Raw genomic sequence first — 14,934 nt, 5'->3', positions numbered from 1 at the left:
CCCGAAGCGGTAGGATCGGACGTGACCCCGCGATCTGGACCTCCTCTTCGGCGCGTCAGGGCGGCTTGCCAGACGACAGATGCTCCCGCTCATGTGCCCAAATCAAGTGAAGCGGCTTCGACAGCGCCGGAAGCGCGACGCGACTGCCACCATCGAGGACTAGTGAGACCATGTCGGGCGCCAGTATCGCGCTCCGTTCAGCAGCCGCTGATACCGGAACGCCCGCGCGAGGGGTTTCAGCAGAGCGGGATCGGGCTGCCGGCGCTCAAGCGCCAGCGGGCAGGACGTGGCCATCGCCTTCCGCCAAGCCTGCCGACGGGCCGCAGGCATGCGCAGGCCCATTGGAATCCGCAATGATCGCTCGTGGTCTCAGCTGATCTCATTCTGCGGCGACGCGAATTCCGCCTGATGGCATAGCCGCCGAGCCGACGCCATGCTCTGAGACGGCCGAATGGCACTCAGGCCAGAGCGTGGCGTATGCAATCGGCCAAAACAGCCGCCTTCGCCTCGACGGAGAATCCGCGCGCGCTCGGGTGCATGATAGAACCTGCAGTCACGACGCCGCCCCGCTTGCAGGCTTGCGCGGCTGCGTTGCCGAGCGCGATCACGTTGCGCCCTGCAAGCTCGAAGCGGGTCACCTCCGCAAAGCTGGCGTCGACGTGGCGCGCTTGCACCGCCGCCGAGCGATGCGCGGGAAGCAAATGGAAGGCCTGCGTCATGGACCGCCGCGGCGGCCAGGATCTGCGTCTGCGTGTCGGTAATCTTCATCGTCGGGGTCTCCGGTTCAGCACCCGATAGCCGGGCGCTACCACCCCGAGCCCTGCAGGCGAGAGCCTGTCAGGGCAGCGCCGGTCGAGCTACCGGCGGCGCAGGGCGACGCTTCGCTCTATGCGCCAATGAAGCCAAGCGAATTGCACGCAGCGCCGCCGGCGCACTGTAACCGAAGTCACGGGATGAAGCAGACGCTGGACGCCGTCGCAGGCAGCACCGCGCTGGCCGCCCTCTCATGCCTCGCATCGCGCTCGCGCGAAATGCAAGCGAAGCTCATCCGTTCGGCCTACGCCTGCGGTCGTGGCGCGCTTTTCTCTTCCCTGGACATTCGCAGGCAGGGCAGCATGACATAGCGACCGCACGCTGGGAGAAGGAGACGCCATGATGACGATCACGCGCCGCAGCGCGCTGGCGGTTGCGCCTGCGCTTGGTTTCGCGTCTCGGGCCGGCGCTCAGACCTTTCCGACGCGGCCTATCCGCATCATTGTCCCTTACACGCCAGGTGGCGTCTCCGACATCACCGCTCGGCTCATTGCCGATCCAATGGCAAGCGCGCTCGGCGTACCGGTGCCGGTCGAAAATCGCGCTGGCGCCGACGGCGTGATCGGTACGGACGCGATCGCCAAGTCCCCGGCCGACGGGCAAACACTGGGCCTTGTCTCGGTCGCACATCCTGTTAACGCCGCGTTCTACCGCCTCCCCTTCGACACGATGCGCGACTTCAGCTTCATCACCCTGACGACCCGCACACCGCTGGTGCTCTGTGCCGCCCGTGGCTTTGCTCCGTCGACGCCCGCGGAGCTCGTCGAGCATGCGAAACGGCAGCCGTCGGGGCACGTGACGTTCGCCGGTACTGGTGGCGTAGTACGCCTTGCCCCCGTGCTGTTCGCGCAGCGCGCGGGCATCGAGATGACTTACGTCCCTTATCGCGGCAGCACCCAGGCGCATCCTGACCTGATCGCGGGCCGGGTCGACATCATGTTCGACACGGTGCCCGCCGCGCTGACCCATATCCAATCCGGCGCGCTGAAGGCATTGGCCACGACTGGTGCAGCGCGCGCTCCACAGCTTCCCGACGTGCCGACCCTCGCCGAGACGCTGCCGGGCTTCGAGGCCTCCACTTGGGGCATGGTCATTGGACCCGCCAACCTGCCTGCCACCGTGCTGAACCGCCTGCACGCCGAGATCACCGCGGCGGTGCGCCGACCCGACATCGTCGAGCGGCATCGCCAGCTCGGCGCCGAGGTCGTCACCTCCAATCCGGACGAGACGCGCAGCTTTGTGCAGGCCGAGCTTGAGAAGTGGGGTGCTGCCGCCCGCGCAGCGGGCATTCAACCGCAGAATGCCGGGTAAGTGCGATCGCGGACGCTTATCATCCTCGACGCATCGGAGCGGTGCGAGCAGATGACGCCGAACTGCTGCGGCGTTGTCGCGCTGCTATGCCACCTTCCGGAGGCGGGGAGCCAGAAGAGTGGCGCCGGCAGCTAGCAGCGCCGGAACAGCGAGCAACGGCGCCGTCCAGTCCTGAAGCACGCTAATTGCCCAGGCGCACACCGCAGGCCCGACGGCAAAGCCGAGAAAGCCGATGATGCTTGCACCAGCCGTTGCCTCGGCGACGCGCTCCGCCGGTGTGACCCGCGCCAATTCAGCCAGCGCGATGCCCTGCCAACTCGAAGCCGTAGCTCCCGCCAGAGCAGAGACCAGTAGGAAGGCAAACTGAGGCGCACTCGCCGGCAAGATTACGAGTGTCGCGAGACATCCCGCCGCCACGAACGCCTGGACCAACAAGTTGCGCGTGGCGGCACCGGTCCGATCGCCTAGCCAGCCTAGGATTAGGCGGCCGGCTATACCGCCAGCCTGCATCGCCGCCGCGGCCAAGCCGGCCTGCGCAAGGGTCTCGCCGCGCGCCTCGACAAGGAAGCTGACCTGTAGCGCCCAGAGGCAGCCAGTGGCCGCCGCGAAGCCGAAGCAGAGCGCCGCGAGCGGCATGAGCAAAGGATGCAGCGTCAGTGCCTTGAACAGCGTCGCAACGTTCGCGGGTGACAGGAGTGCGCGAGGGCTGATGTCGCGGGCTCGATCGCGTTCGGCATCGAGTGCTGCCTGCATGGGTTGAACGGTCACCGTTGCGGCGAACAATGCAAAGATGACGAGCGCCAGTGCAGCAGGCCAGCTGGCCTTCTCCGCCAGCCATGGCAGAACCAAGGCGGCAGTCATGCCGCCAAGCGGCGCGCCGGCCTGTTTGACGGAGAAGATGAGCGTGCGATGGGCGGGTGGTGCTGTTGCTGCAAGAATGCGGCTGCCCGCCGGTATACTCGGCGCATTTCCTAGGCCGATCAGCAGCGCTGCTGCGAAAACGGCTAACGGCGAGCCGAAGACGGCAGCTGTGAGGCCAAGCCCAGCCAGCCCTGCGCCGAGCTGCAGGGTGCGCACCGGCCCAAGCCTCGCCAGCACCGGCATGCCGAATAGCAGAAACAGTATGGTGCCGAGCTGAGCCACGCCATAGACGCGACCAATTGCCTCAGGCGCCATACCGGTGCCGCGGGTCACAAGCGGTGCGAGGACCGGGAGAGCCTGCGTCGCGAAGACCGCGACAATCTGCATCAGCAGCGTAGCGGCGAGCGCCGCGCGCCAGGGTAAGGCTTTGGGCCCGTATCTCCGGATCGCGCTTATCTCGGCCTGCCGCGCCATCGAGGTTCGACCGCCTTGGGACGCAAAAGCCTAGGTCGGTCGAATTGCTGTGTGCAAGTGAATAGGCGTTCCGGCGGTGATTCTAGCCGGTCGGTGTTAGCTCAGCGAAAGTGTCGTAGCAGTCCGCGTTCTGCTCATGGCTGCGCGCCCGCGTAACCGAAGGAATAGCAATCTGCGAATGCGACCAGAACGGTTCCCTATTAGCATTTCTTTGATTTTCCAGTTTGCGTTCTATTTAGTCCGCAGTGAGAGGCGCAGATGCCTCAAAGCAAAACGCCGCTTGCTCAGAGCTTAGCAGGAGCCACTGTGCTCTCGCTCTGGCCAATGATCGGCCTCTGCAACTCAGAACTGTTCAAGTTGAGCAATGCCTCCACGCTACCCTGCACCCCGCACACTAGGCTTGTTGCTGGTGCTGCCTCAGCGGATCAACCGACTACGCGGGCGCGTTATCTCTTTGCTGGGCTGTGGGCGGATAGCAACGGCGCCGTCTTGCTTCTGAGTGCCAATGGCGCCGCCGAGTGGACGTACGACGCCATCAACGTTTCGGGCGCGTACGACGTCGAGCTTTCTGAGATTGGAATTTTTATCCTCATCAGCTTTCTTCAACGGTGCAGTCCGCAGGAGTGCACGTCCTTCAGAGCTGCGAGGCAGTTGCACGTCGTCAGGTACACGCGACGCACGCTGGAGATCTACGACGGGTATTACAAGCAGACATTCCTGATGCATCGGCTGCCCTAGCGAAGGCGCACGACCGCGCCAACGCAGCTTGGTCGCTTGTGCGCGCCTGATCCAATCATCGACGACGCAACGAGGATGCGATGCAAGAACCCGATCAGGACAAGCTCAATGCGATGCTCGGCCGTATGGTCGGGGATCTCGGCTCAATCGCAACCGGCGCCCTCGTGTTGCTCGGCGACCGGCTCGGCCTGTTCAAGGCCATGCAAAATGGCAAGCCCGTCACGGCCTCGGAGCTTGCTTCACGCACCGGCACGCACGACCGCTATGTACGCGAATGGCTGTCCGCTCAAGCGGCGGCCGGCTACGTGGACTACGACGCCGCCGCCGAGCGCTTCAGCCTGAACCCCGAACAGGCGACGATCTTCGCCAATGAGGACAGCCCCGCTTTCATGGGCGGCGCCTTCGAGGTGTTCGCTGCCCTTTGGATTGACGAACCGAAGGTGGCGGACGCTTTCCGCACGGGGCGTGGCGTCGGGTGGCACGATCATAGCGCCTGTCTCTTTCGTGGCACCGAGCGCTTCTTCCGCCCGGGCTACAATGCGAACCTCGTGTCCTCATGGTTGCCGGCGCTCGACGGCGTAATCGAGAAGCTGCAGCGCGGCGCCCGAGTGGCCGATGTCGGTTGCGGCCATGGCGCCTCGACCGTGGTGATGGCCAAGGCTTTCCCGAACTCGCAGTTCTTCGGCTTCGACTACCACTCCGACTCGATCGCGCGGGCGAAGCAGGCCGCGGCAGATGCTGGTGTCACCGGCAACACGAGCTTCGAGGTTGCGCCAGCCAAGCGCTATCCCGGTACCTACGACCTCGTGGCGTTCTTCGACTGCCTGCACGACATGGGCGATCCTGCCGGTGCGGCGGGGCATGTACGGCAGTCGCTGACGCCCGACGGGACCTGGATGATCGTCGAACCCTTCGCGCACGACCGGCTGTGCGACAACCTCAATCCGGTCGGACGGGTTTACTACGCAGCTTCGACGATGATCTGCACGCCAGCATCGCTCTCGCAGGAGGTTGGCTTCGGCCTTGGCGCCCAGGCCGGAGAATACCGGCTTCGCCAGGTCGTTGCGGCCGGCGGCTTCACACGCTTCCGCCGTGTCGCGGAAACGCCGTTCAACATGGTCCTCGAGGCGCGGCTTTAGATCAGCCCTCTCGAGTCCGCTTGGAAGCGAGGTGGAACGTGCAGATCACCTACCGTGCCGCCAAGGCCGAGGACCTCGAACCAGCCACGCGGATAGTCCAAGACGCCTACAATGACCTGCGCGTCCGCCATGGCCTGCCGCCGAGCATCGTGCTGGGCCCGCCGCTATTCCAGACCTTCTCCCTCGGCGAACCCTCGTCCAACCTGTGGGTCGCCGAGGCGGAGGGCACGTTGCAGGGCTTCGGCTTCTCCTGGATGCGGCAGAGGTTCTGGTTTCTCGCGCAGCTCTTCGTCCGGCCCGGCACCCAGTCGAAGGGCCTCGGCAAAGCCATGCTGGCCAGGACACTGCACCATGCGGAGGAGAACGGCGCGGAGAACCGGACGCTTATTACCATGGCGTACAACACGGTCTCGCAGGCGCTCTACATTCGGAACGGGCTCTATCCGCGCGAGCCATTGCTGCGCATGGTCGCGCAGGTGCCGTTAACGGCTGAGCGGATCGGTACCCCGGGCCTGGAGGCGGTGCCGATTGAGCCCTGGCCCGGCTCACGCGAGTGGCTGGGCCGGATTGATGAGGAGGTGCTGGGTTTCCGCCGTGAGTCCCACCACGCCTTCCTGCTTGGCGGCGTTGCAGCTCGCGCGCTGCGTATCCAGCAGGCAGGGAGGCCAGTGGGCTACGCCTACGTCTCGGCGGCCGGCCACATCGGACCGCTCGCCGTCGCGCCTGGCGCCGACCTGCGCGGGGCCTTGAAGGCAGTCGTGCGTGGCACGCTGGAGATGCAGCCGAAGCAGGTTTCCATGGTTGTGCCGGGCAGGGCTGAGCGGATGCTGGACGTGGCATTCGGCCTCGGTTTCCGGATCGAAGAGCCCTTCGTCCTCCTCTCCGCCCGGCCCTTCGGGAACTGGTCGCACTACCTGCCGAGCAATCCGGGTTTCATGTGAAGCGACGAGTGCGTGACGGTGCTGCCGGCGCGCTTCGCGCTTGAGCACGGCGCATGCGAAGACGCGGCGGCGCTAACCCGCGCCTCTGGCGGCACTGGTCCGCCAGCGGTCACTTACGTCTACGCCCCGGACCGCAATCGCATCCGGCCCTCGCCGGCCTTCGCCTACTGCCAGGGCGAGAACAGTTGCGCGCTTCCGCCTCGGGATACGCCGATCCCAGAAAGGACCGATGGGCGCGCGAGCCACGCTGCGGACGGACCGGCTACGTGGGTCGGGAGCGACCGCCGCATCGAGCTTCACCATCTCGACGTTCCCTAGACCTAACATCAGCGATGCACGACCGCCACGGGATGGATTGTAAAGGCGCAGTCAAGCCATGGGCCTGCGAGCTTAGTGCCGCTCGTCGCGATCGGCGTCGACCGGCGTGCACGTCGGGATCAACCGGCATGCTCAAGGTCGACTGCGCCGAGAGTGCGCCTCACACCAGTCGGCACGCCAAGCCGATCTTCTCCGCGTGGCGATGGTCGGAGCCGCAGCAGCCGCCCATCACGGTAAAGTGGCGATGGCGCCGGCGCATGTCGGCGAGCAGTGCTGCGAGCTCGTCGGGGTCACCGTCCTCGAGCGTCGTGGACTCGTTCAGTTCGGCATGGCTCTTTGGAGACGGGTTGGCGCGAACGCCGCCAAGGCGCCGGATCCACTCCCCGCCCTCAGCAAGCGCGGGCGCGAGGTGGGTCGGGTGGGCACAGTTGACCAGGTAATGCACGGGCGATGAACTGGTCGCCGCCTCCGTCGCGCCGATCGCTTCGCGGAGCGAGCTTCCGTCCGGAAGACGGCCATCCGTCTCCACCGTGAAGCTGATGACCGCTGGCATCCCGGCCTTCGCCGCGGCCCGCGCGATGCCGATCGCCTCGCCCGCGTGCGTCATGGTCTGCGCCATGACCAGATCGGTGCCCGCTTCGGCATAGGCCCGGACCTGCGGAGCATGGAAGGCCTCAGCGATATCTGCGTCCATCACATCGACCGCCGAATAGCCATCGCCCCGCGGGCCGATAGCGCCGTTGATGACGACCTGCAGATCCGATGTCTCCCACGCGTCGCGGACCCCGCGCAGCAGGCTCACGCTGTCGCGGATAATGCGCCGCAGCCCCTCCGCGTCATACCCGACCTTCGCCGCCCAGTCCGGGCTGGCACGGAACGTCGGTGTGTCCAGGATGCAGCCCGCACCGCTGCGCCGGGCTGCGGCGCCATAGCTGTCGTAGTAGCGCCGCAGCGCGACACGCCCGTCAGCGCTGTCGAGCAGCGGAAAGGCGGCGAAGTGCGGGAGGTCGAAACCGTGATGGAAGATCAGTGTCGTCTCCAGCCCGCCGTCAGTGACCAATAAGCGCCCAGACAGCTGGGGCAGGGCATGCCGGTGGTGCATGGATCGAGCCTCCCGGTCGGTGCGGGTGGAACGCCGATCTCATCGTACACCCGCGACAAGCGCCGCCGCACTGCAAAGTAAATGCGGCGAAAACTCGCGTCCAGTGAAGGAACGCGCCGGTCCGATTTGGGCCAGGTGAGCCGGTCCAGTCCGGCCCGATGTGGCACGCTGGTGCGGCCTCGGCCCGAAGTGCGAGGCCAACATCCCAAGTGCCGCGACGAGGATGCCCGGTGCTGACGAAGGCGTCGCACGCCGGCTACGATCCGTCCCGCATTAAGGCCTGTTCCACCGTGCTTGCCACGCGCGGAACAGACCGAACATCGGCAACATAGCCACGATGAGCGCCGCGCAGAGCAGCAGCGGCGCCGCGGGCCCGCCGGTCCTGTCGCGCAGCCAGCCGCCGAGGGGCGGCAGGCCGCCATGGCCGATGTAGAGCCACACATAGAACAGCCCCATGCCGAGGGCGCGGTTCGCCGGCGAGAGGGCCTGCGCGGGCAGCGACATGATCACCCCGGTCGGCATGCCCATCGCGACCCCCGCGGCGACCAAGGCCGGGCCTGCAGGCGCGCCCATGGCCAGAGCCAGCAGGCCGCTGGCCCAGCCCAGCACGCCCATTGCCATAGCTACCGAGGACCGCAGGCCACGCTGCACGAGAGCTCCCGCAACGATGCCGGCGGCCACTGCCACCCAACTCGCTCCGCCAATCCAAAGTCCCGCCGCGGCCGGCGAAGCACCTGCCTCTGCAAGGAATGCCGGCGCGAAACCGAACATGACCGCAAATGCGCCGTTCTGGATCCCCCACATCACCCCGGCCAGCGAGACCAGCGCCGCCTCGTGCGCCGGCAAGCGCCAGGGTGCTGAAGCCGTCGCGCCGGCGCCATCGTTCGGATGCGGCGCATAGCCGACGCGCAGCAGCAGCAAAGCCGCCAGCGCAAAGCCCGCCGTCACGGCGAGCCCAGCCGACCAGCCAGCGGCAGCCGCCAATGGTGCCAACACCAGGACGGCCAGCCCAACGCCTACGGGGAAGGAGTTGATGAACACCGCCATCGCGAGCGTGATCTCACGCTCGCCGGCAAACCAGTCCGCAACCATCTTCGCCATCAGTACATTGAGCAGCACACCGCCGGTGCCTGAGGCCAGTCGCCCCGCGACCAGCCACCCCGCATTCGGGGCCAATGCGGCGACCGCGCCTCCCGCGGCCATCAGGACGAGGCCGACGGTCACCATGCGAGCATCGCCGAACCGCCGCCCGAGTGCTGCTCCTGGCAACGCGATCGCCAGCCCAGGCGTGAAGTACAAGCCGATCAGTGTGCCGAGTTCGGCGTATTGGATGCCAAGATCAGCCATCAGCTCTGGCGCAACGGATCCGAGGGACTGGAACTGGAAGCCCATGCTGGTGCGGGCACCAGCCAGCACCAGAAGTGCGCGCCATCTCGGTTGCATTGCTGTCACCCCCCTGAAGCAAGGGCAATGCTAAAGCCGGCTTGCTGCCCAGCGCTGCACAAGGGCGTCAGCGCAGAGCGTCGAGTGCAGTTACGACAGCCGTGCCGTCCCAACGCCACCGGGGAGGCGCGGAGCAGCGGCGGGTTGCAGTCGCGGTCCTGCACGCTAACGGGGTGAGCGTGTAGCTCCAGAGCGCGACCATCGGTGTCCACCATTGCGTGCCGCTTGCGACCCATAACCTTCTTGCCCGTGTCGCAGCCGCCCGGCGTAGCCGCGCGGGCTATCGCGCGCCGCCCGGAAGTGCGCGGGCCGGTCACCGCCACCCGGCCGCGAGCCGCCGATTCAATTTGACGGATCTGGTTCTCGACATGACCGAGCCACCGCAGTTCCTCTCGGAACCTCGTGACAGGAGGGCTGGTCGAGCTATTGGTGGTCAGGAAGCCGATGCGCGGCAGAGCCCCGGCCGGCGGCTGGCTCATCGAACGTCGCGTGGAGCCTCGCCCTGCTGCTGAACCACAGTCACTGTCCGCACTGCACGCCGCCTCACGAGCAGCCGGGCTTACTCGACGAGCTGATTCGCCCGGGACAGGACTTCGGGCGGGATCGTCAAGTCGACCGCGCGCGCGACGCGCAGGTTGCCTACCAGCTCGGGCCACCTGACGATCTCGAAGGGCAGGTCGCCGGGCCGCGCACCTTTGATAACGCGGTCGATCAAGCCCGCCGCGGCCCGCGCCGCGGCAACGAGGCTCGTCCCAAAGGCGAGCAGCGGCCCGCTATCGGCGAGGTCGCGCACGAACAGCGTCGGCAGCCGCGCCGCCGCGGCCACGCCCGCAATTCTCTGGCCGTGCGTCAACAGCAAGGGCTCCTCCATGCCGATCACGGCGTCGGCTCGCTCGTCCCTCATCGCTGCGATACTCGGCAGACGCATAAGAAGGCGATTAGGAGCTGCGAGGCTGATCCGCGGCTTTCCCGATCCGCGGCGCAGGCGCATCGCGCGGCGGGTCGTTTGCCGGTGGGCTCAGGAGCGCGGCCATCTGTTCGGCAAGTTCGGCGCCGCTGACTGGTTTACGGATTAGGGCGAAAGCACCCGCGCCTAGGGCGCCGCTGGCGACTGACATCGAGGTGTCGCCCGCAAAACCAGTGAGCAGGATGGCCGGCAGGCCCCGCCGCCGCTGCCGTGCCTCGCGGATCACCGCGATACCGTCCAGCTCGGGCATGGCCAGGTCCGATACGAGCAAATCGACATGTGCGCCACGATCGAGCATCGCAAGTGCGGCGTCCCCACCGGGTGCCTCGCTGACAGTGTACCCCTCCTCCCGCAACTGCCGCGCCAAAATCTCGCGCACGATCGGCTCGTCGTCCACGAGGAGCACGTCCGGCGCGACCGCCGGCGAAGTACCTGGCGGCGCGCGGCGCCCGCTCGGCGTATATGGTGGCGCGTCCTGCCGCGGGCCGGGCAGTGCTACTGGCAGCGAGAGCGCAACTCGTGTGCCATGGCCCGGCGCGCTCTCGATCGCGAGCGCCCCGCCCGACCCCTCTGCGAAGTCCCGCGCCATGGCCAGCCCAAGTCCTGTGCCACGGCCCTGTGCTTTGGTGGTAAAGAATGGTTCGGTTGCATGCGCGAGCGTCTCCGCGTCCATTCCAGTGCCGGTGTCCAGCACCACAATACGAACGTGAGCCGCGGCTAGCGCCGGGCCCGTGGCAAGGCGCTCGGTATCGTCCGGCGGCTCCGTCTCGATCGCCAGCGTGAGCGTGCCGCCGCCAGGCATGGCGTCGCGAGCGTTGGTGGACAGGTTGAGCAGGACGGTCTCGAGCTGCCCCCGGTCGGCCAGCACGAGAGGCACGTCGCGGGGCGCATCGACAATCACTTGAATGCTTGGCCCCAGAGTAGCCGCGAGCACCTCCCGCAGGCCGGCGAGCAACTCGGACGGGTCGACCGCTTCAGCACGCAGCTCGCCGCGACGCGAAAAGGCGAGTAGGCGTCGCGCTACGGCCTCTCCGCGCCGCGCCGCGTTCGCGACCAGGCTGGCCAGGTGCTCTACCCGCGGATCGCGCGAGTGGCGGCGGATCAGTGCCGCACCGCCTGAAACAGCCTGGAGGATGTTATTGAAGTCATGTGCAACGCCGCCAGCCAGTTGGCCGACCGCCTCCATCTTCTGCGCGTGGCGAAGACTTGCCGCGGTCGCGCGATGCTCGGCCACCTCCGCCAGCAACTCGGCATTCACTGCGTCCAGTTCGCGCGTGCGGCGGGTAAGGTCCAGTCGCAGCCCGAGGTTGTCGCCGAAATAGGCGCTGGCGCGGACTGCGCTGACAGTCAGCGCGGCCAGATAGACCGCGGCCATGGCTGCACTAGCGAGACCACGCTCTGTCCCCTGACCGGCTAGGCTAAGGGCGATCGGCAATCCTGCCGGAAGGATGAAGGCGAGCGCCGTCGGAAGGTGCGCGTGGTGAAGCGCTGCGGCACCGGTGCACATGCCGCCGACCACGAAAATCCAGAAGAGTTGCAGCGGCTCCGATTGAGGCCAGAGCCATGCGGCGCCGCTGCCCCAGAACACGCCTGCCGCGGCAGCGCTGCATGCACTTACGGTTCCCCAGTGCGCGTTCGGCACCGCGTTGCTACGGCCGCGTCTTGCACGCCAGATTGCTAGGCGCAGTACCGCCACGGCAACCGCGCCGGCGAGCCAAGGAAGTGCCATTTGCTCGTTGGTGGAGAAGGCGAGTGCGACCGCCATCAGCGCCGCGTTCAGGAGATTGACGCCGACCGCGAGCGGAGTTTGCCGAAACGCCGCCTCCACCCGCTCGGCCCGGATCTCCTCGGGTGTTGCCATCAGATGAGCCGAAACTGCGAGCGTGCGCTCACCAAGCGATCGTCGCCTAGTCGCGGAGCGCCAATGCAGCGCCGCAGGTCAGCGCGCCGGGTCGCAAGGCTAGCGCGGACCCGCATACTGCTCGAACCAATTCGAGACGGCATCAACGACCTCAAAACTTCGCGCTCCGGTCGCCGCTCACCTGCGCGGTGCCCGAGCTGCTCTACGGTGGCGTCGCAGTATACAACCCGGGCGAGCAGGGCGCATTGGCCAAAGCACTTCCCTCGAATTGCTCAGTGACGCTGACTTACTGTCGCGGTGTACTGATCGCCATTCTGGCGGCGAGTGCCAGCGCAGAGGCCCTCGCATCCGGCTATGCCTTGCGCGAGCAGAGTGCAGTTGCTCAGGGTGCGTCCTTTGCGGGCGCAACCGCGCAGGCCGGCAGCCCGTCCGCGCTCTCTTTCAACCCCGCAGCTATTGCGCTCCTGACGGGGAGACAAGCTGCCGTCTCAACCAGCCTCCTCATGCCGAGAGTTGCGACGCGGGGCGGCGATGCTTTCTTGGGCCCTGCGTTCGGAGCGAGCCCAATCACCGGGACTGTCGGCAGCGAAGCGGTTGGCGATGCGGGAGTGTTAGCACTCTACGGCACGGCACAGATCGGGAGCGACCTCACTTTTGGTATCGCGGCGACCAGCCCATGGGGTCTGGTGACGAAGTACGACATCGACTTCGTCGGACGCTACCACGCCTTGACGTCAGAGCTGGCCACCTTGAACGTCGCTCCGGCGATCGCGTGGCGACCACACCCGACGCTGGCACTCGGGGCGAGCCTGCAGATCCAGCAAGCGACGGCGCGGCTGTCGAATGCGGTGGATTTCGGATCTGTCGGCGCCGCTGCCGGCCTCGGCGGAACAGGGCTCCGCCCCGGGGCCGCGGACGGACGCGGGGTTGTGGAAGGGACGGACTGGGCTTTCGGCTACCAGCTCGGGCTGCTGTGGGAGCCAGCCCAGGGTACACGATTGGGCGTAGCATTCCGATCGGCTGTCTTCCACGAGCTTCGCGGAGACACGCGGTTCGAAGGAGTGCCAGCACCACTGGCCGCAGCCTTCCAGGACGCATCGGCACGCGCCTCTTTCGCCACGCCCGAGGTGGCATCAGTGGGCATGGCGCAGGCACTGGGTGCGCGCTGGACCCTGCTTGCCGAGGCCGCGTGGACCAACTGGTCGCGCTTCGGAGAACTGCGCGTGCAAACGGATGGACGCTCCGACATTGTGACGGAGCAGCGCTGGCGCGATGCGTGGTTCGTTGCCCTTGGCGCGGAGTACCGCGCAACTGATGCCCTTACGCTGCGCGGCGGCGTCGCCTTTGACCAATCGCCAGTGCCGGAAGCGACGCGGACACCGCGCATACCAGACAGTGACCGGTCCTGGTTTTCGATCGGCGCGAGCCTTTCGATCGGAGCTGGGGTCGAACTGGCGGCTGCGTACAGCCACGTCGTCGGAAGCGGCGCTCCGGTCCGCCTGCGTGACCAGGGCCCGCAAAGCACGACCTTCCTGCGCGGGGAGCTGAATCTCGAGTACCGCTCTCACGTGGATATCATCAGTTTGGAAATTCGAGTCGCCTTCTGATGTGGCCAGGCATAAACGCTTCGCTCAACTCGGGATTCTGCCATTGCTGATGCGCTGGGCCCCGTCTCAGCGACGGTTCGAATCCGGGCGCACTTCCTCCAGCGAGTGCCGGAAGTAAACACCTGGACGGCGCGGAATCTGACACCGCGGAAAGTTCACCCAATGCTGTTGACGGATCGCGTGTTCGACAATCAGCTACGTCAGACGATGACGCTTGCCGTGGGAGCCCAGGCACCGCTTATAGCTCACCCATCGATGTTGATTGTCTTCTTTGGACGCTCGGCCAAGCGCGACGGCAGCTTTGGATGACGAAGCTCGGAGGGCTGAAACTGCTCCGCTCGCATGGTGCCCGCCTGTGCCTCATGCTGATTGCCGGGGTCGTCCTGGCGCTCGCACTGGAGCTCAGCGCCGCTGCAAAAGCTCAGGTTGCGACCCGAACTGGCTCACCGATACGCCACAGGATTGGGCTTTACGTCACAGACCTCCACAGCCTGGACCCGAGCCGCGGCACGTTCGGCGCTACGCTTTGGGTATGGAGCGTTGACCCCGTCGGGGAGCCGGCTCTCCGCACGATGGAATTCGCGAATGCTGACCGGACTACGGTCAAACTGGAAACCGTCGCGCTACGAGAAGGCGTCAGCTGGAGCCAGCGGAGCGTGGTTGGCACGTTCCGTCACGCTTGGGATTTGCGTAACTTCCCATTCGACCGCCACTCGCTGGAGATCTGGCTGGAGGAAGGCGCTCAAGAGGAGAATGTCGTTGCCTACGAGGCGGACGCGGCCAATTCGGGCCACGCCCTCTACGTGCCCATCCAGGGCTGGCGCGTCGCGGGGATGCGCCTAGAGGTCGCCAGCGCGCACTATGCGACAAGCTTTGGCGACCCCGCCTCGCCTGAGCCAACGAGCCGCTTCGCCCGGCTGCGGGCCGTCATTGAACTCGAGCGAGCAGATTTCACAGGCTTCCTTAAGCTCACCGCCACGCTTTACGCGGCATTCCTAATTTGCGTCATCGGCAACTTGATGGTGGTAACGTCGACGACCTTCGCGCCCCGGATCACCCTACTTGGCATCTCCCTCTTCGCTCTGGTCGTCAGCATGCGAAGCGCCAGCGCAACGCTCGGCAGCGAGCATGCAGCGACGCTGATCGACAAGTTGCACGCGGTCGGCCTTGCCTACGTGGTGGCGGTGACAGCGGTCACGGTGGTCGTGCGAATGCGACTGGAGGTGGCACCGGAAGGCACGTCCAGGCTCGCCCGTTTGGACCGGTGGGGATGCTTGGCGGCGGCCACGCTGTTCCTGCTCGTAAACGGCTGGCTGCTGCTATGGGCGGCGGGAAAGGCGTGAGGGCGTGATGTCGACC

12 protein-coding genes and 1 pseudogene are annotated in these 14,934 nt (G+C 66.5%); 6 read left to right on the top strand and 7 right to left on the bottom strand.

The annotated features are described in order from the left end of the window. Positions 1–458 precede the first annotated feature (458 nt). Complete coding sequence (locus ACLF3M_RS29440; RefSeq protein WP_430660576.1) at positions 459–719, bottom strand: hypothetical protein; 261 nt, start codon at positions 717–719, stop codon at positions 459–461. Positions 720–953: 234 nt separating this feature from the next. On the opposite strand from ACLF3M_RS29440, the gene ACLF3M_RS29435 reads away from it, so the two are divergent. Together ACLF3M_RS29435 and ACLF3M_RS29430 are read left to right on the top strand one after the other, a co-directional pair. Continuing rightward, a complete protein-coding gene (locus tag ACLF3M_RS29435; protein ID WP_430660575.1) occupies positions 954–1,124 on the top strand; it encodes a hypothetical protein in 171 nt (56 codons plus the stop codon). A gap of 28 nt (positions 1,125–1,152) precedes the next feature. Continuing rightward, a complete protein-coding gene (locus tag ACLF3M_RS29430; RefSeq protein ID WP_430660574.1) occupies positions 1,153–2,124 on the top strand; it encodes a Bug family tripartite tricarboxylate transporter substrate binding protein in 972 nt (323 codons plus the stop codon). Between the two features lie 84 nt (positions 2,125–2,208). Here the strand turns inward: ACLF3M_RS29430 and ACLF3M_RS29425 are convergent, their stop codons facing one another. Beyond that, positions 2,209–3,459, bottom strand: a complete 1,251-nt coding sequence (locus ACLF3M_RS29425; protein ID WP_430660573.1) for an MFS transporter — start codon at positions 3,457–3,459, stop codon at positions 2,209–2,211. Positions 3,460–4,277: 818 nt separating this feature from the next. Here ACLF3M_RS29425 and ACLF3M_RS29420 point away from each other — a divergent pair. Further along, positions 4,278–5,336 carry a class I SAM-dependent methyltransferase gene (locus ACLF3M_RS29420; RefSeq protein ID WP_430660572.1) on the top strand — a complete coding sequence of 353 codons (1,059 nt, stop codon included), beginning with the start codon at positions 4,278–4,280 and terminating at the stop codon, positions 5,334–5,336. A 38-nt stretch (positions 5,337–5,374) separates the two neighbouring features. Continuing rightward, positions 5,375–6,277 carry an N-acetyltransferase family protein gene (locus ACLF3M_RS29415; protein ID WP_430660571.1) on the top strand — a complete coding sequence of 301 codons (903 nt, stop codon included), beginning with the start codon at positions 5,375–5,377 and terminating at the stop codon, positions 6,275–6,277. A gap of 478 nt (positions 6,278–6,755) precedes the next feature. Here ACLF3M_RS29415 and ACLF3M_RS29410 read toward each other — a convergent pair whose 3' ends face one another. The 5 genes and pseudogenes from ACLF3M_RS29410 to ACLF3M_RS29390 all read right to left on the bottom strand — a co-directional run bounded on the left by ACLF3M_RS29410 (position 6,756) and on the right by ACLF3M_RS29390 (position 11,968). Continuing rightward, a complete protein-coding gene (locus ACLF3M_RS29410; RefSeq protein WP_430660570.1) occupies positions 6,756–7,697 on the bottom strand; it encodes a homocysteine S-methyltransferase family protein in 942 nt (313 codons plus the stop codon). Positions 7,698–7,970: 273 nt separating this feature from the next. Continuing rightward, entirely contained in the window at positions 7,971–9,089 is a 1,119-nt protein-coding gene (locus ACLF3M_RS29405) for an MFS transporter (RefSeq protein WP_430660569.1), read from the bottom strand. Between the two features lie 173 nt (positions 9,090–9,262). Continuing rightward, positions 9,263–9,406 (bottom strand): annotated as a pseudogene (locus tag ACLF3M_RS29400) (IS5/IS1182 family transposase); the annotation flags it as partial. A gap of 293 nt (positions 9,407–9,699) precedes the next feature. Further along, positions 9,700–10,044: an ABC transporter substrate binding protein gene (locus ACLF3M_RS29395; RefSeq protein ID WP_430660579.1), complete on the bottom strand. Its 345-nt coding sequence runs from the start codon at positions 10,042–10,044 to the stop codon at positions 9,700–9,702. A gap of 34 nt (positions 10,045–10,078) precedes the next feature. Continuing rightward, positions 10,079–11,968 (bottom strand): response regulator, encoded by a 1,890-nt coding sequence (locus ACLF3M_RS29390; protein ID WP_430660568.1) that lies wholly within the window; start codon positions 11,966–11,968, stop codon positions 10,079–10,081. Between the two features lie 188 nt (positions 11,969–12,156). On the opposite strand from ACLF3M_RS29390, the gene ACLF3M_RS29385 reads away from it, so the two are divergent. Then, positions 12,157–13,575, top strand: coding sequence for an OmpP1/FadL family transporter (locus ACLF3M_RS29385; RefSeq protein WP_430660567.1), 1,419 nt, complete (start codon positions 12,157–12,159; stop codon positions 13,573–13,575). 305 nt (positions 13,576–13,880) lie between these two features. After that, a complete protein-coding gene (locus ACLF3M_RS29380) occupies positions 13,881–14,918 on the top strand; it encodes a hypothetical protein (RefSeq protein ID WP_430660566.1) in 1,038 nt (345 codons plus the stop codon). The last annotated feature ends 16 nt before the right edge of the window (positions 14,919–14,934 follow it).

It is taken from the genome of Falsiroseomonas sp. HW251 (assembly GCF_050563545.1).
GTDB lineage: Bacteria > Pseudomonadota > Alphaproteobacteria > Acetobacterales > Acetobacteraceae > Falsiroseomonas.
Note: the sequence above shows the minus strand (reverse complement) of the source record. Positions and strands in the feature narration are given on the sequence as shown.

Coding starts and splice junctions, on each gene's coding strand:
- ACLF3M_RS29405 (WP_430660569.1), bottom strand. CDS start 9,089: ATGGGCTTCCAGTTCCAGTCCCTCGGATCCGTTGCGCCAGAGCTGATG.
- ACLF3M_RS29395 (WP_430660579.1), bottom strand. CDS start 10,044: ATGAGGGACGAGCGAGCCGACGCCGTGATCGGCATGGAGGAGCCCTTG.
- ACLF3M_RS29435 (WP_430660575.1), top strand. CDS start 954: ATGAAGCAGACGCTGGACGCCGTCGCAGGCAGCACCGCGCTGGCCGCC.
- ACLF3M_RS29380 (WP_430660566.1), top strand. CDS start 13,881: ATGACGAAGCTCGGAGGGCTGAAACTGCTCCGCTCGCATGGTGCCCGC.
- ACLF3M_RS29410 (WP_430660570.1), bottom strand. CDS start 7,697: ATGCACCACCGGCATGCCCTGCCCCAGCTGTCTGGGCGCTTATTGGTC.
- ACLF3M_RS29430 (WP_430660574.1), top strand. CDS start 1,153: ATGATGACGATCACGCGCCGCAGCGCGCTGGCGGTTGCGCCTGCGCTT.
- ACLF3M_RS29425 (WP_430660573.1), bottom strand. CDS start 3,459: ATGGCGCGGCAGGCCGAGATAAGCGCGATCCGGAGATACGGGCCCAAA.
- ACLF3M_RS29440 (WP_430660576.1), bottom strand. CDS start 719: ATGACGCAGGCCTTCCATTTGCTTCCCGCGCATCGCTCGGCGGCGGTG.
- ACLF3M_RS29390 (WP_430660568.1), bottom strand. CDS start 11,968: ATGGCAACACCCGAGGAGATCCGGGCCGAGCGGGTGGAGGCGGCGTTT.
- ACLF3M_RS29420 (WP_430660572.1), top strand. CDS start 4,278: ATGCAAGAACCCGATCAGGACAAGCTCAATGCGATGCTCGGCCGTATG.